Here is a 24,347-nt window from a genome sequence, read left to right as displayed (position 1 = left end):
CTCGTTCCTTCAGTCGTCGCCGAGAACGGAAGGGCACGGTTTTAACCGTGCCGCAAGAACACGAACCAGACGATGGGCTTCAGCCCCTGAGGTACGTTCTCCAACGTCGCTCAGCGGTTGAAGCCCATCGTTCCGTCACCGTCGCTGTAGATTACCGTTTGGCCTCGGCCCATCGTCCAGCACATCCTGCGCGATTCCCTGCTTCACCTGCTCACGAGTAGCAGGTGTGTCGAGGAGCGGTTTGCACGAGCTTAGCTCGAACCCATCTGAAACCATGGTGATCTCGCCACCTGTAGGCAGCAGTAGACCCGATCCAAGCGGAAGCGCCTCGCCAGCGACCTCCAACTCATCGCCCGACTTCGGCTGGATGAATGCCTGCCGTTGTTCGGCGGGGCGCTTCAGCACCTCGCGCACCCTTACCCGCGTCCATGTCTGCAGCTCAGGAACCGTCTCGTCTGGTTTCTGCTCCGTGCGGATGGGCTCAACCGCCAGCACATAGTTCGAATCGCGGCCCACAACAAGCCCATTCACGCGACATGGCGGTGAAGGCTCTTCCATCGCCTGGCCGCTATCCCGATAGACCGTATCATGGCGCGCCCACTCGCGGTCCGTCGCCTCGTCAAAGGCGCGGAGAGCGGGCAGAAGGTCGCTTGGCTTGCGGCACGTATTCAGCCATAAGGCAAAGCAGGAAAGATCGAAACGCCGATAGCGATCTCTGACGTCCACACTTGCAAAGGGGGTAAATGCAACTTGGTCCATCACGCAACCCGAGCAGATTCCGCGACCAACCATATAGTCCGGGTGATCGACGAGGTCCTCCGAAGCATTCGGCATGAACTCATTGTCCTGCCAGTCTTCTGCTTCCTTATCTGCAAGGGACACAGCCAGGGTGTAGCGCATCGTCGAGGACGCCATGACTCCATCCGCTCCCCACACCGTCGGAATGATCGAGGCAACGACGGCATCGAAGATCACGCGGCCATGGTGAACGTGCATCCCAAAATACATCGCAGCCTCGCGATACCCCAGCCAGTGCACAACACGTAGAAACGCCTCGGAGGTCACAACGTTCCAGAGATGCTCGTTCATCCCAATGATGTGTCCGAGGATCGGATCGGCCACCTGGATCGTGTACTGGCAATGCTCCGCGGCGCATGTGCCCTCGTAGTGCCCCCACGCTCCCCATCGCGTCATCAGTCGCTGCGCGTCCGGCCACATGGGCTGCGCTGGGAGCGCCTGAACATCCTTGAGCAGCGCCCGGGCATGCCACCAGTTGATCCAGTTCGAAGCCTGAATCAACCCCAGCAACAGCACCAGCGCGCCCATCAGCACGACGCCAACAGCTTTCAGTCCGGTCACAAATCCGCGGGCGAGACGGCGGGGCATTCTCCTTAGACACCTCAACCCAAGCCCTTGTTCCCGGATGTTGCTGATTTCACGTCCGTCCTTTCCGCGCTGCACCAGCTTCAGTCTCGACCGGACCTCGCGTATCCCACCTTTGTGGGGGTTACCTCGGCCCGAGTATCGAAAGACCGCATGCACAACCCGCCGCATTCAACCGATAGGCGATACCTCGAAAGGTGCGCCGCATCACCGAGGAGCTTCGGGCGGCAGAATCGGGCATCAGGATGTCAGAGCTCACAGTGCGGTATCTTCCCTGGCTGGTGGTGGCTTCCGTTGCCACCTCCATCGCCTCAGCCTACGCTGCGCTGACGCTGGCCGACCGCATGCGCGCTTCGACCACAGTGCTGCAGCGCACGATCTGGCTCTCCGGTGGGTCGATCGCCCTCGGCGGCGGCATCTGGAGCATGCACTATCTGGGCATGCTGGCCGTGGTGCTCCCCGTCGAGGTGCTCTACCACTGGCCCACTGTCATTCTCTCCGCGCTCATGGCAGTCGCTGCCTCGGCCGTTGTGCTCGAACAGATCAGCCACGCGGAAACGACCCGCCGCCGCCTGCTGGCCAGCGCTCTGCTGATGGCCGCCGGCATCGGCGGCATGCACTACACCGGCATGGCCGCGATGCGCTCCCGCGCCATGGAGGTCTACCAGCCGTGGGGCATCGTGCTCGCCGTCGCCGCCGCTGGCGTCTTTGCCTGGACCTCCCTCGCCGTGGCCTCCCGGGCCACCAATTGCACCCGTTGCCGCACCATCCTGCGCCGCACGCTGGCGTCCTCGCTCATGGGAATTGGCATCGCTGCCATGCACTACACCGCGATGGCCACGGTGCACTTCCATGACATGGGCGCAGAGCCTGACCTGGCGCACACCATTCACGTCGGGCTGCTCGGCTCCTGCGGTGTCGGTATTCTCACTGCGATTGTCCTGCTCGGTACACTCGCCGGAGCCGCCTTCGACGAACGCCGCATCACAGCCCTCAGCGAAGCCCATGAACAGCTGCGCAAGGCCCATGAGCAGCTCAGCGATGCCCACAACCAGCTGAACTCCGCCAACGAAGAACTACGCATGATCAACGAGGAGCTCGAAGGCACCCAGCAGGAGCTCCTTCGCATGCAGGCCTCCCTCTGCGAGATGACCGTCGAGCTCAACGAGCTCTCCATCCGCGATGGCCTGACCGGGGTCTTCAATCGCCGCCACTTCGACCGCATGCTCACGACCGAGTTCCGCCGCGCCGTCCGCCGTCAGGGACCGGTCGCGCTCATCATGATCGACCTCGACCACTTCAAGCACCTGAACGACACCCACGGCCACCAGCACGGCGACCACTGCCTGAAGGAGATCGGCAAGATGCTCCTCGAGGTCCCCAAGCGCGGCTACGACATGGTCTCCCGCTACGGCGGCGAGGAGTTCGCCATCCTGATGCCGGAAGCCAGCCTGGAGAGCGCAGCCCGCAAGGCCGAAGACATCCGTCAGCGGGCCCTTGATCTCAAGCTGCCCAACGACGGCAATCCAGCCGCCGGAGGCGTCGTCTCACTCAGCATCGGCGTCTGCGTCCTTTGGCCGCAGGTCGGCGATCACCCCGAGCTCCTGATCCACGAAGCCGACACCGCCCTGTACCGCGCCAAGCGCGCTGGGCGGAATCGAGTGGAAATGGCTGATTGCGAGACCGAAGCCGCCTGAATGGTGGCGGAGCGCGTTACGCCGAGAAGCTGGAACCGCAGCCGCACGACTTCGTCGAGTTCGGATTGATGAAGTTGAAGCCCTGCCGCATCAGCGTCTCCTCGAAGTCCAGCACCATGCCAGCCAGGTAGAGGAAGCTCTTGGGATCGACGAAGACCTTGACGGCCTTGCCACCGGAAGGATCGTTCGGCGTCTCGAGACCTTCGCCAAACACGAACACCCGGTCGCGTTCACGGGGCTTCGTATCGAAGCGGATGTTGTAGCTCAGACCGCTGCAGCCGCCGCCCTGGACACCCAGCCGCAGACCGCCATCGTCGGGCGAAACGCCTTCCTTAGCCATGGCCACGCGGATGCGCTTGAGCGCATTCTTCGTGATCTCGACAGCGTTCTTCGCGCGAGGGGCAAAGCCTTCCGCAGGCAGCAGCACCATCCCCGCCAGCGGGTCCTTGGACTCAAGACCCGCGCCGGGCTTCGGCGCGTTCGTTCCGGGTTGGAGTAGCGTGCTCGCCATAACGTCTGTATTTGATTGTACCGGGTAGCCCGGGGATTCAGCTGGCCGATAGCAACCCGAATCCCGCGCCTCAAGACCCGAATCCGGGCCAGATTTTCTGCGGATCGTCCTTAATACACCCTACCGGCCGGGCAACCAGAGCGTTGTGGCAGCATAGACAGATGGCCGAGGCCGACAGTACACCCAAAGAGAACGCCGCCCACTCCCGGGGCATGCTGCATGCCCTGCCCCCCACCATCGCCTGGCGCTACCGCGACTTCCGCTTCTACTCCGCCGCGCGTTTCCTGGGGACGATGGCCGCCGAAGCCCAGGCCGTCGGCGTCGCCTGGCAGATCTACCAGCTCACCCATTCCGCGATGGCTCTCGGCTACACCGGCCTCGCGCTCTTCCTGCCCATGATGCTCTTCACCCTGCCAGCCGGGCACGTGGCCGATCGCTACGACCGCCGCACCGTCCTGCTGGTCTGCTACTCCGGCCAGCTGACCGCCTCCACCCTGCTGCTCGCCATCACGCTCCACGGCGTGCGCAACGTCTGGGCGGTCTACGGTGTGCTCGCCATCATCGGCACCTGCCGCTGCTTCGCCGGGCCGGCCGCCGGGGCTCTCGTGCCCACACTGGTGCCCAAAGAACACTTCGTCAACGCCGTCACCTGGGGCGCGAGCATCTTCCAGATCGCCAACGTCACCGGCCCCATGATCGGTGGCCTGCTCTTCGTCATCGACCTCGCACACGACTTCTCCGGCCGCTTCGCAGTCGTCAACGGAGCTCCGCTCGTCTACTGCTTCACCATCCTCGCGCTCGCTACCTTCCTCGTGATGATCCTGCAGATCCATCCCCGCGGTGCAGGCGAGCAGAAGGGCTTCACCGTCGACACCATGCTCGCCGGGCTGCGTTACGTCATCAGCACACGCCTCTTGCTCGGCTCCATCTCGCTGGACCTCTTCGCCGTGCTGCTGGGCGGAGCCGTCTCGCTGATGCCCATCTTCGCCGACACAGTGCTGCACGCCGGGCCACACGGCCTGGGCCTGCTGCGCGCGATGCCCTCGGTCGGCGCGCTGCTGGTCTCGCTCAGCCTGCTCGCCCGGCCCATCCAGCGCAGCGCAGGACGCACCATGCTCATCTGCGTCGCCGGCTTCGGCGCAGCGACGGTCCTCTTCGGCCTCAGCCGCAACGTCTGGCTCAGCTGCCTGGCGCTGTTCATCGTCGGAGCGACGGACATGATCAGCGTGGTCGTACGCTCGTCCATCCTGCAGCTCGCCACACCCAACGAGATGCGCGGCCGCGTCTCGAGCATCAACTGGCTCTTCCTCGGCGCCTCCAACGAGTTCGGCGAGTACGAGAGCGGCCTCACCGCCCACTGGTTCGGAGCCGTCCGCGCCGTGGTCCTCGGCGGCATCGCTTCCCTCGCCGTCACCGGCCTGTGGTCGGTCTTCTTTCCCGCCCTGCGCCAGGCCGACAAGCTCACAGCCGAAGACCTGATCGAGGTGGAGAAGCAGTTCTCGTCGATGGAACCGGTGGGTTAGCAGCGGTTGGCAGTCGGCGCTGCATCTACTACCTTGGTTACGAAGAAACTCCGTCACGAAGAAACTCCGCAACGAAGAAACCTGAACCGCCAGACAGGGAGAACCACACCACGATGACGAATGGCTTGAAGATCGGACTCGGCGTCGCCGCTGTCCTTGCTGCGGTTCTCGGCACACGCGTCTACTTTGCATATAAGGCGCACACGGACGACAGTGGCCCCGCTACAAAGGTCATCGCAGATCGCCCCACGCTCTCCGACGACGACACGGTCTTCCCGCGTAAGCTGCGGCCCGACTCGCTGAAGGACGAGCGCGACCTCATCGGCAAGACCATCTGGGTCAGTGCCGGCGGCCAGCTCGACTACTTCAAGGACACCGGCAAGCACGTGGATTACTCGAAGCCCGTCGACACGCTATGGGCCGCAACGCCGCTGGAGATCAAAGACGTCTTCGAGCAGGTGCCGCCGAAGAAGGGCAACGCCACCTTCCGCATCCCCGCAGGCCAGAAGCATGTACTGCTCGCCTTCACGATGCCCAACTCCGCGGACCCGAAGCAACTCTATGCAACACCCGTCGGCTATTACGACGCGGGCCAGTACACCTTCTACACCGACGAGATCATGTTCTACGACGATCCGCATCAGCTCTACAAGCACTGGGGCCCTGAAGCCTGGTCGCACGTGGACAAGCACGAGGTCGTCCCCGGCATGACCTTGAACCAGTCCATGATGGCCCTCGGCCAGGTGATGAAACCCAGCAGCAATGACTTCGGCAACAGCACCGTACACTTCGCGAACGATGGCCACCCCATCGACATCGAGTTCGAGAAGAACAAGGCCGTGAAGGTTACGCCGGAGAAGCAGTAAGAAGCGAATAGCGAATAGCTCAGAGCTAGAAGCCAGTAGCTAGGAGCTAGGAGCCGAATGTTCTTTCCCCCATGGTGCCCGCATGAACCGTCGTGAACTCCTCAAGTCCGGATCGATCGCGAGCACCATGTGGCTCGCGCCTCGCCCGCTGCAAGTCCTCGGGCAGACCTATGCCAACGATCCTCTCGTTGCGCATACCGGCAACGGCCCTGTGCGTGGCTATCGCACCGCGGAAGGTATGGTCGGCTTCAAGGGCATACCGTACGGCATGGACACGGCGAAGACACGCTTCGCCGCGCCGCAGCGCCCCGACGAGTGGTCTGAAGTTCGCGACTGCCTGGCATGGGCGCCGCGAGCGCCGCAGGTCGTCGGCGCGCGGCCTGCGTATGAGAGCGGCAAGCGCGACGCACCTCCACCGACGGGCTATCACCTGCCTCCCGATGAAGGCCCGCAGAGCGAAGACTGCCTGCACCTCAACCTGTGGACACCATCACTGCAATATCCCGAGGGCCGTGCCGCGCCGCGCCTCCTTCGTCCCGTGATGTTCTACATCCACGGCGGAGCTTTCGCCAACGGCACAGCCAACGCCGCGCTCTACGACGGCTCACGGCTCGCGAAACGCGGCGATGTGGTCGTCGTCTGCGTGAATCATCGCCTCAACGCCTTCGGCTACATGTACCTCGCCGACGCGGTGCCAGGGCAGGGCTTTGAAGACTCCGGCAACGCTGGCCAGCTCGACCTCATACTCGCGCTGCAATGGGTGCGCGAGAACATCGCGCACTTTGGCGGCGACCCCAACCGTGTGATGATCTTCGGCCAGTCCGGCGGCGGAGCCAAGTGCGCCACGCTGATGGCCCAGCCTCCGGCAAAGGGACTCTTCCATCGCGTTCTCTCGATGAGCGGCCAGCAGGTCACCGGCGTTGAACCAGCGCACGCTACGCCTCGCGCACAGGCTGCGCTGAAGGCTCTTGGCGTCGCGGAAGGTGCAACTCCTGCCGAAGCCGCGAAGGTGCTACGCTCCGCGAGCATGGAAGAGATCCAGCGCGCGACACGCAGCGCAGGCTACTTTGGCCCGGTGCGCGATGGCCGCTCGCTGCCCGTCGATCCCTTCTCGCCGACCGATCCGCAACAATCCACTAGCATCCCGATGATCCTCGGCAACACGCACGACGAGACACGTGTGCTCATTGGCGGCGGCCAGCCTGCGCTCTTCTCGCTCACGTGGGAAGCCCTGCCCGCAGCACTCGAGAAGAACGATCCCTTCCTGCGCAGCGACACCGTCTCGCTGCCCGCAGCCGAGGTCGTCGCGAAGTATCGCGAGTGGCATCCCGATTACTCACCAGCCGATGTGTTCTTCGCCGTTACCACAGACTCGCGCTCGTGGCGCGGCGAGGTCATCGAGGCCGATCGCCGCGCGGCCGATCCCAAATCGCAGCCTCACACCTGGGTCTATCAGTTGAACTGGAAGAGCGGCGTCGACGGCGGCAAGTGGGGCGCGCCACACACGCTCGACATTCCGTTGGCCTTCGACAACGTTGCGCTCTCGCCAGGCATGGTGGGCGCAAGCCCAGCAGACCAGGCACGCGCACAGCACATGGCCGAGATCGTCAGTGAGACCTACATCGCCTTCGCGCGAACGGGCAATCCCAACAACCCGAAGCTGCCCCACTGGCCCACCTTCGACCTCAGGCAGCGAGCCACGCTTATCCTCAACGACCCACCACGGATCGAAGACGATCCGCGCGGCCGGGAACGTAGCTATCTCGGCCAGGTACCGTACGTGCAGCCGGGAACATAGGAGTAGCTCTTAGCTCTTAGCTCTTAGCTCTTAGCTCTTAGCTCTTAGCTCTTAGCTCTTAGCTCTTAGCTCTTAGCTCTTAGCTCTTAGCTCTTAGCTCTTAGCTCTTAGCTCTTAGCTCTTAGCTCTTAGGGGATTTTTGCGCAAGTCCGGATTGTTAGGGCAGGGCTTCAGGCCCGCCGTTAACGCTCCTAAATCACCGGGTTTAGCCCCAGAGGTGTATCGGCTGATTGAGCATGCGAAGGCCCGCATAGAGCTTCGTTCTACCGGAACAACATCGGCGCCACGTGCACCAGGTTGTCGCGCCACACCACCCATGTGTGCGCACCCGGAGTTTCCACCGCATTCACATCGAAGCCCTTCGTCTTCGCCCACGTGATGAACGCGCGGTTCGGCGTCACCAGCGGATCGCTGACGCCGCAGCTCACCCACAGCAGCTTCAGGCTCGCCTTCTTCGCATCCAGCCCCGGCCACGTCTCGTCGTAATGAGCGCCCTGCACCGCAGAGCTCATCGCGACCACATACGCGAACTGATCCGTATGCTTCAGGCCCACGGACAAGGTCTCCAGCCCGCCCATCGAAAGCCCTGCAATGGCGCGGTTCTCGCGTCCCTTCGCCACGTTGTACTCGTGCTCGACCGCAGGCATCACCTCCTGCTCGAGCATCTGCTCGTACAGGTGCACGTTCTCGACCACCTTCGCCGGGTCGCTCCACACACTCATGCCATGCGTCGCAAAGTCGAAGTTGCCATAGCCCAGCGGCATCACCACAATCATCGGTACGGCTTTGCCGTCGGCGATCAGCTTGTCGAGGATCATGTCCGCCTTGCCGACGCCAATCCAGCCCGTCTCCGGGTCGCTCCACCCATGCAGGAGATACATCACCGGATAGCCGCCCTTCTTGTGCTCGTCATATCCCGCTGGCGTGTAAACGATGTAACTGTCCTGATTCTGCGGGATGTTTGTCGCGATATGCGTCGTGTAAGTGTGATGATCCACGCGGCCGTGCGACACGGCGTTCATCTCCCAGGGCGCAGGCGGAGTTGCAGGCACAGTGACGTTGCTGAAGTACGAGTTGTAGTTCGGTCTCACATCGCTGTTGCGAGGGTCCAGGTGCTGCACTCCATCGACGAGGAAGGTATAGCCGTAGACCTCCGGCGTCAGCGGCGGAGTGGTCACCGACCACATGCCGCTGTCGTCGCGCTTCATCTCGAGCGGCTTCAGCGAAGCATCCGTCGCCACTACCACCTGCTTCGCGCTCGCATCCGGATAGCGAAAGGTGATCGAACCATCGGCGTTCACCTCGTGCGTCTTGTACTCGACGGGCTTGTTGGGCATCAGCTGGGCTGTTGCGGTGGACGCGGCAACGGTAAGGGTCCCGGCGGCAAGGACAGCGGCAAGCAGACCAAGCTTCATGCGAAACATTGAGCCACACCAACGGGCTGATAGTCTAGCCACAACTCATACCCCATCGCGGAGTTTCCATGCTGGACGTCCACGCCCCGGAGCACCCTATCAACGGTACACGCGAGTTTTTCGTGCATCTCGGAACGATTACCGTCGGCCTGCTGATCGCGCTCGGGCTCGAGAACGCTGCGGAGGCGGTGCACCACAGGCATCAGCGCATCGAGGCCGAAGAACAGATTCGTCAGGAACTGCGCGAGAACCGCAACCACGTGGTGCAGCTGCAGGGCGCCATCGATAGCGAGATGAAGGACCTGGTTGCAGTGATCCACTACATCGACGGTCGTCTCGCGCACAAGGCGATGGACTCGCACCAGCTGCGGCTTGGCATCCAGGAAGGCCCACTCCGCGACGCGGCCTGGCGCTCCGCCTCCACCACCGGTGCGGCGTCCTACATGGCCTACACCCTCGTCGAAGACTTCGCCGAGTGCTACAAGGAGCAGGAACAGTACGAGCGTCAGGAAGAAAAGACCCTCGATTCCTTCCTGCGCATCGAAAGCTTCGTCGCCACCTCGAAGCCGGATGACTTGCGGGACGAAGACCTGCGCCAGGCCGAACCCATCGTTCGTGAGGCACTGGCGAATCTTGGGGCGCTACGCGACATTGGCAATGGCACGCTCCAAACCTACGATGCGGCGCTCAAGTAGCATCAGCCCGTATTGCGCAACCCAGCGCTGATGCCGTTGATCGTCGCCGTGATCGCTCGATCCAGCTCTTCGCTGCGCTCGCCCGCACGCTTGCGGCGCAGCAGCTCCACCTGAAGCAGGCTCAAAGGGTCGACGTACGGATTGCGCAGTCGAATCGAGTTCGACAGCACGGCGTTGCGCTCCAGCAGCTCCGTCTGTCCGGTCACCGCCAGAACCATGCGCTCCGTGCGGTCGAACTCCGCTTCGAGATTGCTGAAGACCCGCTCGCGCAACGCTTCATCTTCCACCAGGCCCGCATAGAGCCGAGCTATGCCGAAGTCGGCCTTGGCCAGCGCCATCTCCACGTTGCGGATCATGTCGAGGAACAGCGGGAAGCTGCGCATCATCTGCTGCAGCAGCGCCAGCCCATCCTCATGCTTCGCGATGAAGCTCTCGATCGCATGCCCCACGCCGAAGTAAGCGGGCACCACGTGCCGCGACTGCATCCAGCCGAAGACCCACGGGATGGCTCGCAGATCAGCCAGAGAGCGCTGCTTCGTTGCGCTGGCATCCACGCGCTTCGCAGGCCGCGAACCGATGCGAGCGTGCTCCAGCTCAGCCACCGGCGTCGCCTGATCGAAGTACGTGAAGATGTCCGGGTTGTCGATGATGTGCTGCTTGTAGAAGCTGAAAGACGACGCCGACAGCTCATCGAACGCAGCCTCCCACGCGGGGAGAATCTCGCCGGTAAGGTGCGCCTGGCAGTCCGGATTCGCCTTCTTGTCCGGCCGCGCAATCGCATCGAGCGACGCCGCGATCATCAGCTCCAGGTTGCGCTCCGCGAGCACCACGTCCGAGTACTTCCAGTTCAACACCTCGCCCTGCTCGGTGAGGCGAAGCTCGCCGGTGAAGCTGTCAAACGGCTGCGCGTAGATGGAGCGATGCGTGGGCCCACCACCGCGACCTACCGTGCCTCCGCGGCCATGGAAGAGCCGCAGCGTGACGCCGCACTCCCGCGCCACCTCATGCAGAGCGCGATGCGCCTTCCAGATCTCCCACGTGGACGCGATCATGCCGCCATCCTTGTTGGAGTCGGAATAGCCGAGCATCACTTCCTGCGTCCCGCCCCAGGCCTTCAGCAGCGGCTTGTACAGCTCGCTCGACCATAGCTCGCGGCAGATACGCGGGGCCTGCTGCAGGTCCTCGATGGACTCGAACAGCGGCACGGGCTGCAGGCCCGGATCGTGGCGGCCATCGGCATCGCCACCTTCAACATTCACATTGCCCATGCGCGCCAGCCAGAGCACGCGCAGCGCATCTTCCGCTTCACTCGCTCCACTGATGACGTATTGGCGAATCGCGATGGGCGAGCTCTGCTTCAGCTCGGCGATGGCGCGGAAGGTCGAGAGGACCTCGGCAGTCTCCTTGCTCAACGGCGTTGCCATCTGCTGCGAGCTCGTGGACGCGCTCAACTCTTCCACCGCCGCAGCGTGGACGCGCGCATGCTGGCGAATATCCAGCGTCTGCAGATGCAGACCAAAGGTACGCACCGTGAGCAGCAGCGGATCGACATACAGCTCTGCCAGCCGCTCGCCGCGGTTCTCCTCCAGGGAGTCGCGCAGCAGCGTCAGATCGTTCAGCAGCTCATCGGCGCTGCGGTACTCCGGCAGCGTCGCGCGGCTGGTCAGCGAGAGGTTGCGGTGCATCGTCGTCGGCGGCGTTCCACCCAGCCGCAACGTCACGCAGGCCAGGTGCAGCCGCACTGCCTCATGCGGAAAGCGATCGCCAAAACTATGCGCGCCCGACGAACGCAGCTGCGCCAGATACTGCTCGAGCCGCGTGTGCAACGCCGCGGAGATCGGCGCCTGCCGCGTCGACGATGCCAGCTGTTCAAACAGCAGGGACAGCCGCCCGAGGTAGTGCTCGCGCAGCAAACCGCGAGCCATCGCCATCGCCTCCTCTGTCGTCGATGCCGTCACGAACGGATTGCCATCGCGGTCGCCGCCGATCCACGAGCCAAAGGTCGCAACGATGGGCAGCTCGGACAAGCGCGTCGGCCGTTTCGCCGGATACTCCGCATCCAGTGCGTGCGCAATCTCGGCGTAGAGCACGGGAATCGTCTCGAAGATCGAAGCTTCGTAATAGTCCAGCGCCATGCGGATCTCATCGCGCACCGTCGGCCGCTCGGAACGTACATCGTCGGTCTGCCACAACGCGGTGATCTCCGCGAGCAGCGCCGACTCCAGAGCTTCCATCTCATTGGCCGGGAGCGGCGCAACGTCCAGCGCGGCCAGCAGGTCGGAGATGCGACGCCGCTTGAACATCACGCTGCGGCGGGCGACCTCGGTGGGGTGAGCAGTGAAGACCGCAGTCACGCAGACCCGCTGCAGCAGCTTCAGCGCCTCAGCGCGCGTGACGCCCACGGCCTTCAACCGGCGGAACGTGCCCTGCAGACTGCCGCGCTGCGGCGGTGTGCTCTCATCCAGCAGCGAGGCCCGGCGGCGGCGCTTGCGATGGTTCGTCTCCGCGAGGTTGATCAGCTCGAAGTAGAACGCGAAAGCCCGCGCCAGGCGATAGGCCGCCGACGGCCGTCCGTGCTCGCCCGTCTGCAAGTCGCCGGCTGCCTGGTGCACCTGGTCCAGCGCCTCGTCGAGCAGACGCTGGGCCTCAGGGTCGTGCGCGGGGCCCTTGGCGTCCGCCTCACGACGGGCGATGGCGGTGCGGCGCAGGTTCTCTACGGCATCGAAGATCGAATGATTCGGCAGGTCGCGGGACTGCTCGCGCAGCACCTGACCCAGCAGGGCTCCCAACGAACGCACATCACGACGCAGCGGCGCCTGCTTGGCTTCTCCCGTGCGGGCTTCCAACTCGGCCAGACGTTCCGACCAGCTGGCCGGGCTCCAAAACGAAGACATATCCGATGATGACATGCCAGGCACCGCTTTGCCGCTGCCCACAGTCCTGCCGAGTGTAGGGCGTCCATAAGCGGGGTCGGACGGCGCGCCAGCTCTATCCCTTACTGCGGCGGGCCGAATACACGCTCAGCTGCGCATAGGCGGCCGTCACCAGCGGCGCAGCTACGCCCTTTTCCTTGCCTCGACGGATGAGGTCGCCCAGGATCTGGTCGGCCTCCACAGCCGCTCCACGCTCCAGGTCGCGATACATCGACGCCGTCAGCGGAGAGTCCTTCTTCAGCACCCGCGACCTCGTGTTCTCCAGGAAGGCCTGCGGCGTGGGATAGCCGTTCGCCGTGGCGATGGCATCGGTCTCATCGAGAATCGCAGCCGCCGTCTCGAGCCCTCCGGGAGCCGCGGCGACCTCGCCAATGCTGCCGCGCATCAGGCACGTGATGCCGCCCAGCGCCGCGAGGAACACCCACTTCTGCCACATGAAGGCCAGCACGTCCGGGGCCAGCTTGTCGTCGAAGTTCGCTCCGTGCAGCGCTGCGGCGATAGCCTGGATCCGCGGCGTCACGCTCTTGTCGCGCTCGCCGAAGACGACGTCATGCAGTGGCTCCAGCTGATGAATGCGCCCTTCGGCATCCATGTCCGAAACGATGCGCGTGGAGCCGCCCAGCACCGCATGAGCGCCGAACCGGGCCTCCATCGCCTCCAGATGGCGCATGCCATTCAGCAGCGGCAGAATCGACGTCTGAGCCCCCACGGCAGGCGCGAAGTCCTCCATCGCAGCCTCCAGCGAGTACGCCTTGGTGCTCAGGAGGATGAGGTCGTAGGGCGTGGGGTTCGCGCGCAGCTCCGCCGCCGTCACCAGCTTGGGCTGCAAATGGAGATCGCCAAACGGGCTGATCACCTGCAGCCCATGCTCGCGAATCTGGGCCGCCCGGCCCTCACGAACCAGCAGCGTGACATCACGACCCGCCGCCATCAGACGTGCACCGAAGTATCCGCCGACCGCGCCGGCGCCGACCACAAGAATGCGCATGGCACCCATGCTACCAACGCCAGGCCAAACTGCGGGTGATGGGATGCACCAGCGCGAAAAGAGTTAGTGCCCCGTCAGCACATCCACGATCGGAGGAAACGTCAGCGCCAGCCCCAGCAGCAGCATCGCCAGCGCCGCCCCCAGCGCCGCACCGAGCTTCGGTGCCCGCGCCGTCCACATCCGCTCCAGCACAAACCAGCTCACCAGCCACAACACCACCGCCAGCGTCGTCTCACCCGAAAGCGCACCCGTGGGGTTGTAGATATTGAAAGCCTTGTTCATCGCCTGGCTCGCGTCGGCCAGCACATCCGTTAACCCGAGCACGAAGCACCCGAGGCCCGCGCTCACCAGCGCCGCGCATACGCTGCCCTGTACCGCCGACGGCGCTCCGCTGTAGCTGTTCTCCATCTCAGCCATGGTGCCCTCCCATCACGGTGTAGGTCGCTCCGCCGACGACCGGCGCCGTCTTGTCCAGCATCGCACCGAAGAACCCCGCCACCGCCGTCGCTAGCAGCCCGGCACAGGCGAATGTCAGCACCGCGCGGCCCAGGCGCTTGTCCACTCGCAAAGCCGCTGCATGACGAATCATCACCACCGCCAGCATCGTCGCAACGATCGGCGCGATCCAGCCGGCGTGCTCCTTCCACTCCATGCCAAAGCTGTGCCACGCTGCCGTGTTCGGGCTCGAGAGCAACAGGCTTCGTGGATAGTCCGCCAGGTTGGCGCCCGCCGGAGGCTTCGCCCGATACCACGGGTAGATCACATACGTGCCCAGCAGCACCGCGATCCAGCCAAAGGCCGCCATCTTGATATAAGCCGCACGCTCGAAGAACCGGCCGAGCGGCGTCAGCTCCGCAGGCCGCACCATCACCTGCTGCCGCAGTAGCTCCAACACCGTCGCAGCGATAGCAATGAGGAAGAGGCTGCCGAAGAGCAACCCGTGGATCGACGTGACAAGACTGCGGAAGGTTGTCTGCATAGCAATGACCGCGAAGACAGCGTGACCATCCTACCCGTCAGGAGCTGAAGACAGGATGAAGAGAACGTCACCTGACCTTCCGGAACCGTCAAAGGCCGTCGCCAACAAATGTCGCCAGACGTTCGTTATCCTCAAACCTCACCCCGCGGATTGCCCGCGCGGAGAAAGAGAGCTGCCCATGCCCGACGTCACCCCCATCACGCACACCGTGCAGGGCATTGCGCTCTTCGTGCTGGTGCTGGTCGCGCTCTTCGGTACGCTGGCGCGGCGCTGGAACGTCTCCTACCCGATCCTGCTCGTCTGCGCCGGCCTGCTGTTGTCGTTCGTGCCGCACATCCCGCACGTGCGGCTGGAGCCGGCACTCGTCTTCAACGTCGCCCTGCCGCCGCTGCTCTACGCCGCTGCGTGGAACACCAACTGGCCCGAGTTCCGCCGCCAGATCGTCTCCATCTCCATGCTCGCGACGGGGCTGGTCTTCTTCACCGTCTTCGGCATCGCTCTCTTCGCCGACCGCTTCATCACCGCCTTCGACTTCCGCTCCGGCTTCCTGCTGGGCGCCATCGTCGCAGCAACCGACGCCGTCGCAGCAACCTCCATCGCCAACTCCCTGGGCCTCGAGCGCCGCCTCGTCACCATCATCGAAGGCGAATCCCTGCTCAACGATGCGACGGCCCTGCTCGCCGTAGAACTCGGCACCACCATGCTCCTCAGCGGGCACGAGCCCACCGTCGGCAGCAGCCTGCTCCGACTGCTCTGGCTCACCATCGGAGGCCTCGGCGCCGGCCTGCTGCTGGCCCTCGCCATGACCTGGGTCGAGCGCTGGATCGACGAGGGCCCCATCGAGATGGTGGTCAGCCTCATCGTCCCCTACGTCGCGTACTTCGCCGCCGAGGAGCTGCGCGCCTCCGGTGTGCTCGCGGTCGTCGCCTGCGGCATCTTCCTCAGCCGCCGCAGCGCCACCTACCTCTCCCCGCAGGCCCGCCTGGAGCTGCTCAGCGCGTGGCGCGTGCTCGATTTCCTGATGAACGGCACGCTCTTCGCACTCATCGGATTGCAGCTCCCCTACATCCTCGATGGCATCCGCGGCTACAGCGTGGGCGCGCTGATCAAGTACGGCATCGCCTTCAGCGCCGTACTCATCGCGCTGCGCATGGCATGGGTCTTTCCCGGAGCGAAGGTCTCCTTCTGGCTGCGCAAGCGCGTCTTCAGGACCTTGCCCGCGAATACGCCGCTGCCCCCGCCGCGCTCCATCTTCATGCTCGGCTGGATGGGCATGCGCGGCGTCGTCTCGCTGGCCGCGGCACTCAGCCTTCCCGAAACACTGCCCAACGGCCAGCCCTTCGAGCAGCGCAACCTGATCCTGTTCCTCACCTTCACCATCATCTTCGTGACGCTGGTGGTGCAGGGCCTCGGCCTGCCACCCCTCATCCGCCTGCTCGGCATGGGCGGAGACGATCACATCCTCGCCGAAGAGCGCCGCTACGCCATGCGCGTGCTTTCAGAGACCGCCATTACCTTCCTCGACGCCAAACGCGTCGATGCCGACCACGAACTCGCGCACGACATCGACGACCTGAAGCACAAGTACGAGCATCGCCTCGAAGCCACGCGCCATGGTGCAGGAACCATCGATGAGCAGGAGGAACAACGGCTCGCCAACAGGGCCCGCCAGCGCCTCGACCTCATCCGCGGAACCATCCTCGTCGAACGCGACGCGCTGATGGAGCTGCGCAACGCTTCCAGCGTCGGCGATGAGGTCATCCGCCAGATGGAGCGTGACCTCGACCTCGCGGAAAGCCGCAGCGAGTTCAGCGAAGGTCAATCTGCATAAGCGTGTGCGGGCTACGGACGCACGATCATGTCCGACACTGGCACGTGAAACATCTCGCCAAGCTGCTTGCGATAAGCATCCATGGGCGGCAGCATCACCTCGGCCCTGCGCTTGTCCAGATTCGCAGAGTCCTCGACCGCGATCATCATGGCCTGGCCATCCACAAACTTGAACTGCGAACCATACCGCTGCGGCTTGCCTTCGGAGACAAGCTCCTTGTCGACGGCCACGGCAACCTGCGCCCCGTCGATGCGGTCAGCGTGCGCCAGGCCTTCCAGCCGCGGCAGTAACGCCCGCTGGAACCCATGATCCGGCGAGTGCGTGAGAATCACCATCGCGGCCTGCGAAGCGTCATACCCCACCATCGCGATCGTCGGCCAGCCATGCGCGGCGTAGATCTCCCGCAGCTCATCGGTGAGCTTATGATCCACCGCAGAAAGCTCCGCCGCGGTCGCATTCTTCTCGTCCGCTGGCGCGTTGACGTTGCGAAAGCGCACACTCTGGTCCTCTTTGCCCATGGCGAGCAGACGGTCGCGCAACGCGGCATCGGTGCCCGGGCCATTCTTCGCGACCAGCGCATCGTGCCGCTGGTGCAAGGTGACCTCCCAGGGCTGCTGCGCGAGCCCTGGAAGCGTGAGCAGCACAGCCGTGACAACGGCCATTCCCATCCGAGTCTTGATCTTCATCGCCTTCTATTGTCCGGCCTTCGAGGGCTCTTTGCGCCAGGCGAACTTCAGCCCGGACCAATCCTGATTCACCGAACAAACCTTGTAGTCGACGAGACCAACGGCCAGCCCGGCATCGCGCACGTCATTCTGGCTGAAGTCCGGCTTGGCATGCGCCTTGGGATGCGCCTTCCGATGCATGATCCACACATGCGCCCTCATCGGCAACTGCGCCGTCAGCAGCTCCATCGTCGCCGCCAGCTCACGCTTTGATCGCACGAAGCAGAGTGCCAGCGCACTCGCAGGTCGTAGCCTTGTCTGTAGCAAAACGCCTTCAGCCGCGCCGACTCCACCCAGCAGTTCGCGAAAGCCATCAGGCTCCCCGAGCAACGCAACCTCGCCCACGCCACCCTTCGCCGTCACCAGGCCAAGCTTCCGCTCCAGCGGCGTGCCGGAGTAGTCGCGATGCGGTTGCGGCGATTTCGGCGCCTTCGAAGGACTCATGCCTGCCCTCGTGTGTACTACGCGGTCGCCTGTTCCTCAAGCTGCATCGCCAACTCTTCCCACTGCGCTGTGCGGGCGGCGTGCTGTTCGCGCAGTCCTTCGATCTCCGCCGCCAGCGTGCGCGCGGCTTCAGCGTTCGTGAAGAAACCCTGCTGCCCCACAGCCGCCGCAATGCGCGACTCGAGATCCGCCAGCTCATCTTCCAGCGCGCCCACACGATCCTCAAGCAGCTTCAACTTGATCGGGTTCAGCTTCTTCACATTCGACTTCGGCGTGGGCACGACCGCTGCCAGCGAGCCTTCGATCTCATGCGTGCTGTTCGCGCCTGCAGGCTCAACGGCCGAGACAAACGGAGCGTCATCGAATCCACCGTCGATGACAACCGCCTTCACCTGCACAGCCGCCGGCTCCTTTGCTGGAGGCGTCTTCGCGTCGGCCGTTCCGGTCTGCTTCACCGGCTTGATCATCCCCGTAGCTGCATCCACCTTGGCGTTGGCAGAGTTCTCGCTGCCCAGGATCTTCGCTGCCGTCCCTGCATGCGCGACACTGCCGCCGCTCTTGCGGAACATGTAGTCCTCGTAGTTGCCGGGATAGATGTGCACCCGCTTGTTCTCCACCTCGAAGACCCGCGTCGCGAGCCCGTCGATGAAGTAGCGATCATGCGAGACGAACAGCACCGTGCCGTTGAAGTTCTTGATCGCGTCCAGCAGTACATCCTTCGCGCGCAGATCGAGATGGTTCGTCGGCTCGTCCAGCATCAGGAAGTTCGAAGGCGACACCAGCATCTTCGCCATCGCATAACGATTGCGTTCGCCGCCCGAAAGCACGCCGAGCTTCTTGAACACATCATCGCCGGAGAACATGAAGCAGCCCAGCAGCGAGCGCAGCGTCACCACATCGACCTTCGGGTTCGCACCCGTGATGTCGTCCAGCATCTCGTGCGAGTGATCCAGCACCTTGTACTGGTCCTGCGCGAAATAGTCCGGCAGCACGTTGTGGCCGAGCTTGATCTGTCCGCTGGTCGGCTTGTCGAGGTCGGACAGCAAGCGAATCAGCGTCGACTTACCCGCACCGTTCGCCCCCACCAGCGCCACGCGATCCCCGCGCTCGATGGTGAAGTTCAGATTCTCCAGCACGCGCTTGGTGCCGCCATCCGGGGTCGGGAAGTCCTTGCAGAGGTTCGTAACCTCAACCACCGTGCGCCCCGAGGCGATTGGCTGCGGGAAGCTGAAGTGAATCGTCGCTTCCTCCTCCGGCACCTCGATGCGCTCGATCTTTTCGAGCTCCTTGACGCGCGACTGCACCTGCTTGGCCTTGGTGGCCTGCGCGCGGAAGCGATTGATGAAGGCCTCCAGCGCCTCGATGCGGTCGCGCTGGTTCTTGTACGCCGCCATCAGCTGCGTGCGGCGCTCTTCCTTCAGCGTCAGGTACTTCTCGTAGTTGCCGTGGTACACATGCATCCGCTTGTTCCAGACCTCGACGATCTTCTTCACCGTCATGTCCAGGAAGTAGCGATCGTGCGAGATCAGGATGAACGCGTTCTCGTAGCCGTTCAGGTACTCCTCAAGCCAGTTACGCGACTCGATATCGAGATGGTTCGTAGGCTCGTCGAGCAACAGCAGCGAAGGCTTCTGCAGCAGCAGCTTCGCCAGCGCGATACGCATCTGCCAGCCGCCCGAGAACTCCTCGGTCTTGCGCTCCCAGTCTTCCTTGCTGAAGCCCAGTCCGCCCAGCACCGCACCCACCTGCGCATCCAGCGTGTAGATGTCGTGCACGTGCAGATGTTCGGCAATCTCGGAGTAGCGATCGGCCGCCGCGGCATACTCCTTGCTCTTGGGATCGGCGTCGGAGAGCACATGCGTCAGCGCTTCGCTCTCCTTCTCCATCTCGCGCAGTTCGTCGAAGACCGAGAGGCACTCCTCGAAGACCGTCTTGCCGCGCATGGCCAGGCCATCCTGTGGCAGGTAGCCGATGGTCATGCCCTTCACCAGCGTGCGCTGGCCGTAGTCCAGGCCCTCGAAGCCGCCCAGGATCTTAAGCAGCGTGGATTTGCCGGTGCCATTGCCGCCCACGAGCCCCGTGCGCTCGTTGGGGGTGACCAGCCAGTTCAGTTCTTCAAAGAGGAGTTTGTGGCCGAAACGTTTGCCGGCGCCTGAAAGTTGAAGCATGCATCTTCATTCTCTCATTGGCCGCAAGACCGGCCCGTTTCACGGCATTCCGCACCTTCCGCTCACTCCACGCAACGGGGATCGCCCGCGCGCAGTCTAATCGTCCTGACAGCACGTGGAAGGGGCACGACCTTTGGACGCGACGGAAAGCACGGGCACGGCGGGAAGCAGCAACACCTCGGGAAACAAGACAGCAGGCACACGGCGCTGGTGGCAGCGTGCGTGGTTCAAGTGGTTGCTGGGCAGCATCTTGCTCGTCGTGATCACCCTCGGTATCGGGGTGGAGTACGTGCTGCAGCACGCCGGCCCCATCGTCCGCAAGCGCGTCGTCGACACCCTCTCCGCCCGCTTCCATACCCCCGTCGAACTCGATCAGCTCGACATCTCGCTCTTCAAAGGCATTGAGGTCGAGGGCACCGGTCTGCGCCTGCCCTTCGGCTCTCCCGCACACACCATTCCCGGCCCGGAGAGCGACGCCAACGCCGCACCGCAATCATCCACGCCACGCGCCTTCATCAAGGTCGATCACTTCAGCTTCCGCACCACCTTCAAAGGCCTGCTGCACGAGCCAACGCAGATCGGCCGCATCCAGGTCGATGGCATGGTGCTCGATCTTCCCCCGGGCTCGGAGCGCGGACAGCTCTTCCGCAACTCCGACGGCCGCAACTCCAGCGGCGGCAACTCCAGTGGCCAGCTCGAGCCGAAGTCGCGCGTCAAGCTCGCCTTCACCGCCGAAGAGATCGACTGCCGCAACGTCAAGCTCATCCTCGAGACCTCGAACCCCAACAAAGACCCGATGGTCTTCGACATCCAGTCGCTGACCCTGACCAACGTCGATCAGCAGGCCGGGATGCACTACGACGCGCAGCTCACCAATCCCAAGCCCAGAGGCGACATCCACGCCGCGGGCCACTTCGGTCCATGGAACGTCGATGCTCCCCGCGAGACACCCCTCGACGGCGACTACCAGTTCCGCCACGCCGACCTCAACACCATCAAGGGCATCGGCGGCATGATGTCCTCCGACGGCCACTTCGCTGGCGTGCTCGAAAAGCTCACCGTCGATGGCGCCACCGACACACCCGACTTCTCGCTCGACATCTCCAACCACCCGCTGCCGCTCAGGACCAAGTTCCACGCCTTTGTGGACGCGACCAGCGGTGATACGCAGCTCGACCCGGTGGACGCCTGGCTGCGCAACACCCACATTCTCGCCAAAGGCATGGTCGCCAAGGTCGACCACCTCGGCCACGACATCGCGCTCGACGTCACCGTGCCCAGCGGCCGCATGGAAGACCTCCTCGAGCTCGGCATGAAGAGCGAGCCTCCCGTCATGCGTGCCCCCGTCACGCTCAGGGCGAAGTTGCACATCCCTCCCGGACACGTCCGGGTGGCTACCAAGATTGAGCTGTCCGGAACTCTTTCCGCCCGCAGCATCACCTTCGGCAATCCCAAGGTGCAGGACAAGATCGATGGCCTCAGCATGCGCGCGCAGGGCCGTCCCGAGGAGTCCAGGGACGCCGGCTCCGACCGCAAGGCCGAGGTCAACTCGCAGCTTGCCACCACCTTCAACCTTGCCCACAGCCAGGCGCTGTTCAGCTCCGTGCACTACCAGGTGCCCGGCGCCGACATCCAGCTCGTGGGCGCCTACCTCATGGACCACGACCGCTACGACTTCCGCGGCCACGTCAAGACCGACGCCAAGCCCTCGCAGATGGTCACCGGCTGGAAGTCGCTGCTGCTGAAGCCCGTCGATCACTTCCTCGCCAAGGATGGCGCCGGCATGGAGCTGCCCATCGAGATCTCCGGCGAGAAGAAGGATATGCACTTCGGCCTCGCCCATCACGGCCGCGCCGACGCTTCCGCTGCGGACATCGCCGGAGAGATGAAGCAGCAACCCGCCCCCGCTGCATCCTCCTACCCTCCAGCCAGACCCGCAAGGTAGCTCGTAAGGCAGGGCGAAGGGCATCGCTGCGTTTGGTCAGCGATGCTCAAACTCTTTTGCGATGTGCGGCTTCCGTTTCGCCCAGAGCTTCGTCCCTCCCAAAGCCCGCCAACACCTTCGGGTGTCCCTCCCCAATCCTGAACCTGCTAACGTGGATAGGATGTCTTTGCAGTCCTCCAGCGCATCCCAGACCGCATCGCCGATGAGTTCCCCCGGCCGGGCCCCAAAGGAACCCGTGGCCCCTGCGCCTGTGTGGTTGCAGCGGATGAGCCTCGTGGTCTTTGTGCTGTTCTGCTTCTACATCGGCGGCATCCTCGCGGTGCTGCCCTGGTCCCCGCGCTACTGGGACCAGAACGGCTGGCTCATGGCCCACCCGGCCATCGACGCCATCGCGATCCAGGGCTGGATGCGCGGACTCATCTCCGGCATCGGCCTCGTCGATGTCTGGATCGGCATCAGCGAGCTGATTCACTATCGGGACTTCAAGGGCTGACGCCGCGCGGCCTCAAAGGCTAACGCGCTCATTTCCAGCCGCGTACCATCCCCCCGGCGCACCAGCGCATCACAGAACTCCTGAGCTTCAGGAGCCTCACACGATGCCGCACAACGCCCCCTACACCAAGGTCGACGAAAAGATTGCCAAGAAGAAGAGCATTCCCGCGCAGGTCGCGCTGTGGCTCGTGATCCTCGTGCTGCTCTATGTCTTCTACGTCGCGGTCGGTGGTCATCCCATCTCGTTAGGGCATAGATAAAGCTTTCGCGGATGGTGATCTCGACATGACGCGTCATTCATAAAGTGCCGCCAGGTACAACTCACGCACGCCCATGAAGCTCTCACCTGCAGGTCTATCAGGTCTATGCAAGCGCGCTGGCGTTCGTTCCTCCTCCTCTTCGTGACTCTGGCGTTCTTTCCTGCTCACCCGGCAGGAGCCTACTCGTTGCTCACCCACGAGCAGCTCATCGACCTCACCTGGGACTCATCCATCGTCCCCCTGATCAGGAGCCGTTACCCGACGATCACGCCCGCTGAACTGGAGCACGCCCGCGCCTACGCTTACGGTGGCTGCGTCATCCAGGACATAGGGTATTACCCCTTCGGCGATGCCTTCTTCTCCGACCTCACCCATTACGTCCGCTCAGGTGACTTCGTCATCAACCTCTTCCGCAACGCCGGCAACGCCGACGAGCTCGCCTTCGCCGTCGGCGCGCTCTCGCACTACATCGGCGACTCCGTCGGCCATGCCACCGCCACCAACGTCGCCGTTCCGGTCGAGTTTCCCAAGCTCGCCAAGAAGTATGGCAAGAGCGTGAACTACGCCGAAGGCGCCCATCAGCACGTACAGACCGAGTTCGCCTTCGACATCGACGAGATCGCGCAGCACCGTCTAGCCCCGGTGCATTACCTGCGCCACGTTGGCCTCGAGGTCCCCGTCCGGCAGCTCTCGCTGGCCTTCTACCAGACCTACGGCCTGCGCGAAGACTTCACCGACACCCGCCACCATCGCATAAACGTGGGCACCTACCGCTGGGCCGTACACGGCTTCATCCCGCGCATCGCCTACGCGGTCACCATCCTCCACCGCAAGCACGAGCCCACGGAGCTCGACAGCCCCGACGTACAGCGGCTCATCCGCGAAACCACCGCCGTCGCGCAGAAGAACGATTGGGACCAGTACCGCCGCAAGGCAGGCATTGGCACCTACACCCTCGCGGGCTTCCTCTACATCCTGCCCAAGGTCGACCAGCTGAGCCTGGCTGCCGTAAAGGGGCCCACGCAGGAGACCGAAGCCCGCTACGTCCACTCCGTGCTGCTCTCCACCGATCTCCTCAACGGCGAGCTGCGCCGTTTTACCCCGCCCCCGGCGACACGGTCGACGGCGACACTCGCCGCCGCCAGCGACACCCACTCCGACCCGCCCGCCTCCGATCCGCTTCCCGCCCAGCCCGGCGCCGAGCAGACGATCCCCCGCGACTCCAACGACCCCCGGCATCCCCTGCTCAATCGCGACCTCGACACCGGCAGCCCCGTCCGCCCCTCCGGATACCGGCTGACCGATGACACCTATGCCACGCTGCTGCATCGGCTTACGCTGACGCCCGCAGCGCCCGTGCCGCCCGGAATCAAGGACGACATCCTCGCCTACTACGCGAATCTCGACCTTCCCTTCGCGACGAAGAAGAAGCCGGAGCTCTGGGCCCAGGTGCTGAAGGACCTCGATACCCTGCGGCCCATGCCCACCAGCACCGAGCCCATCCCTTTCCCCACCTACGCCGACGGCAGCGGCGACCCCGGCCCCGCAGGCGGCCATCCCACGACGCCTTCGGACCCCACGCCGTCTCCGGCAAAGCCTGCGTCCCCGGGTCAGGCTCCTGGCCCCGATTCCAGAATGACCCGCTAGCCCAATCGGACAGCCTCCTGCGACCTTCGGGGGAGTGTCCGATTTTG

20 protein-coding genes are annotated in these 24,347 nt (G+C 64.0%); 10 read left to right on the top strand and 10 right to left on the bottom strand.

The genetic code is table 11. The features are described 5' to 3' along the window. Positions 1-135: 135 nt before the first annotated feature. A complete protein-coding gene (locus tag C4S68_RS18470; protein WP_103934594.1) occupies positions 136-1,386 on the bottom strand; it encodes a hypothetical protein in 1,251 nt (416 codons plus the stop codon). A gap of 242 nt (positions 1,387-1,628) precedes the next feature. On the opposite strand from C4S68_RS18470, the gene C4S68_RS18465 reads away from it, so the two are divergent. Continuing rightward, positions 1,629-3,080, top strand: coding sequence for a diguanylate cyclase (locus tag C4S68_RS18465; RefSeq protein ID WP_146072220.1), 1,452 nt, complete (start codon positions 1,629-1,631; stop codon positions 3,078-3,080). Between the two features lie 16 nt (positions 3,081-3,096). Here the strand turns inward: C4S68_RS18465 and C4S68_RS18460 are convergent, their stop codons facing one another. Next, positions 3,097-3,591 carry a HesB/IscA family protein gene (locus C4S68_RS18460; protein WP_103934592.1) on the bottom strand — a complete coding sequence of 165 codons (495 nt, stop codon included), beginning with the start codon at positions 3,589-3,591 and terminating at the stop codon, positions 3,097-3,099. A 161-nt stretch (positions 3,592-3,752) separates the two neighbouring features. On the opposite strand from C4S68_RS18460, the gene C4S68_RS18455 reads away from it, so the two are divergent. The 3 genes from C4S68_RS18455 (at position 3,753) to C4S68_RS18445 (ending at position 7,778) form a co-directional block, all read left to right on the top strand. Continuing rightward, positions 3,753-5,114: an MFS transporter gene (locus C4S68_RS18455; RefSeq protein ID WP_327333852.1), complete on the top strand. Its 1,362-nt coding sequence runs from the start codon at positions 3,753-3,755 to the stop codon at positions 5,112-5,114. Positions 5,115-5,227: 113 nt separating this feature from the next. Beyond that, positions 5,228-5,980 carry a hypothetical protein gene (locus tag C4S68_RS18450; protein ID WP_103934591.1) on the top strand — a complete coding sequence of 251 codons (753 nt, stop codon included), beginning with the start codon at positions 5,228-5,230 and terminating at the stop codon, positions 5,978-5,980. Positions 5,981-6,062: 82 nt separating this feature from the next. Further along, entirely contained in the window at positions 6,063-7,778 is a 1,716-nt protein-coding gene (locus C4S68_RS18445) for a carboxylesterase/lipase family protein (protein ID WP_103934590.1), read from the top strand. 263 nt (positions 7,779-8,041) lie between these two features. Here the strand turns inward: C4S68_RS18445 and C4S68_RS18440 are convergent, their stop codons facing one another. Beyond that, positions 8,042-9,202, bottom strand: coding sequence for an esterase (locus C4S68_RS18440; protein WP_235011701.1), 1,161 nt, complete (start codon positions 9,200-9,202; stop codon positions 8,042-8,044). 59 nt (positions 9,203-9,261) lie between these two features. Between C4S68_RS18440 and C4S68_RS18435 the strand changes: the two genes are divergently transcribed. Continuing rightward, positions 9,262-9,888 carry a hypothetical protein gene (locus C4S68_RS18435; RefSeq protein ID WP_103934589.1) on the top strand — a complete coding sequence of 209 codons (627 nt, stop codon included), beginning with the start codon at positions 9,262-9,264 and terminating at the stop codon, positions 9,886-9,888. Positions 9,889-9,890: 2 nt separating this feature from the next. Here C4S68_RS18435 and C4S68_RS18430 read toward each other — a convergent pair whose 3' ends face one another. The 4 genes from C4S68_RS18430 to C4S68_RS18415 all read right to left on the bottom strand — a co-directional run bounded on the left by C4S68_RS18430 (position 9,891) and on the right by C4S68_RS18415 (position 14,788). Further along, entirely contained in the window at positions 9,891-12,782 is a 2,892-nt protein-coding gene (locus tag C4S68_RS18430) for a phosphoenolpyruvate carboxylase (RefSeq protein WP_103934588.1), read from the bottom strand. Positions 12,783-12,876: 94 nt separating this feature from the next. Then, positions 12,877-13,809, bottom strand: a complete 933-nt coding sequence (locus tag C4S68_RS18425; protein ID WP_103934826.1) for a ketopantoate reductase family protein — start codon at positions 13,807-13,809, stop codon at positions 12,877-12,879. 63 nt (positions 13,810-13,872) lie between these two features. Beyond that, on the bottom strand, positions 13,873-14,226 hold the full coding sequence (locus tag C4S68_RS18420) for a hypothetical protein (RefSeq protein ID WP_103934587.1): 354 nt from the start codon (positions 14,224-14,226) through the stop codon (positions 13,873-13,875). Further along, on the bottom strand, positions 14,219-14,788 hold the full coding sequence (locus C4S68_RS18415) for a hypothetical protein (RefSeq protein ID WP_103934586.1): 570 nt from the start codon (positions 14,786-14,788) through the stop codon (positions 14,219-14,221). The genes C4S68_RS18420 and C4S68_RS18415 overlap by 8 nt, the downstream gene beginning before the upstream one ends. Before the next feature lie 178 nt (positions 14,789-14,966). Between C4S68_RS18415 and C4S68_RS18410 the strand changes: the two genes are divergently transcribed. Then, the gene (locus tag C4S68_RS18410; RefSeq protein ID WP_103934585.1) at positions 14,967-16,619 is read left to right on the top strand and encodes a Na+/H+ antiporter; all 1,653 of its coding nucleotides are present in this window, start codon (positions 14,967-14,969) and stop codon (positions 16,617-16,619) included. A gap of 11 nt (positions 16,620-16,630) precedes the next feature. Here C4S68_RS18410 and C4S68_RS18405 read toward each other — a convergent pair whose 3' ends face one another. From C4S68_RS18405 to C4S68_RS18395, 3 genes are read right to left on the bottom strand one after another with little or no spacing between them, the layout of a single operon-like run. Next, positions 16,631-17,305 (bottom strand): DUF6624 domain-containing protein, encoded by a 675-nt coding sequence (locus tag C4S68_RS18405; RefSeq protein ID WP_103934584.1) that lies wholly within the window; start codon positions 17,303-17,305, stop codon positions 16,631-16,633. A 6-nt stretch (positions 17,306-17,311) separates the two neighbouring features. Then, on the bottom strand, positions 17,312-17,788 hold the full coding sequence (locus C4S68_RS18400) for a DUF3052 family protein (RefSeq protein ID WP_103934583.1): 477 nt from the start codon (positions 17,786-17,788) through the stop codon (positions 17,312-17,314). 17 nt (positions 17,789-17,805) lie between these two features. Beyond that, entirely contained in the window at positions 17,806-19,956 is a 2,151-nt protein-coding gene (locus C4S68_RS18395; protein ID WP_103934582.1) for an ABC-F family ATP-binding cassette domain-containing protein, read from the bottom strand. Between the two features lie 133 nt (positions 19,957-20,089). Between C4S68_RS18395 and C4S68_RS18390 the strand changes: the two genes are divergently transcribed. From C4S68_RS18390 to C4S68_RS18380, 4 genes are all read left to right on the top strand, one after another. Next, the gene (locus C4S68_RS18390) at positions 20,090-21,901 is read left to right on the top strand and encodes an AsmA family protein (protein WP_103934581.1); all 1,812 of its coding nucleotides are present in this window, start codon (positions 20,090-20,092) and stop codon (positions 21,899-21,901) included. 235 nt (positions 21,902-22,136) lie between these two features. Next, entirely contained in the window at positions 22,137-22,394 is a 258-nt protein-coding gene (locus C4S68_RS18385) for a hypothetical protein (RefSeq protein WP_235011700.1), read from the top strand. Between the two features lie 103 nt (positions 22,395-22,497). Then, positions 22,498-22,653: a hypothetical protein gene (locus C4S68_RS23290; protein ID WP_160115228.1), complete on the top strand. Its 156-nt coding sequence runs from the start codon at positions 22,498-22,500 to the stop codon at positions 22,651-22,653. A gap of 105 nt (positions 22,654-22,758) precedes the next feature. After that, a complete protein-coding gene (locus C4S68_RS18380) occupies positions 22,759-24,300 on the top strand; it encodes a zinc dependent phospholipase C family protein (protein WP_103934580.1) in 1,542 nt (513 codons plus the stop codon). Positions 24,301-24,347: the final 47 nt, after the last annotated feature.

The sequence above is a fragment of the Bryocella elongata genome (assembly GCF_900108185.1).
Taxonomy (GTDB): domain Bacteria; phylum Acidobacteriota; class Terriglobia; order Terriglobales; family Acidobacteriaceae; genus Granulicella; species Granulicella elongata.
The sequence above is the reverse complement of the archived record's forward strand: the minus strand, read 5'-3'. Positions and strand labels throughout refer to the sequence as shown.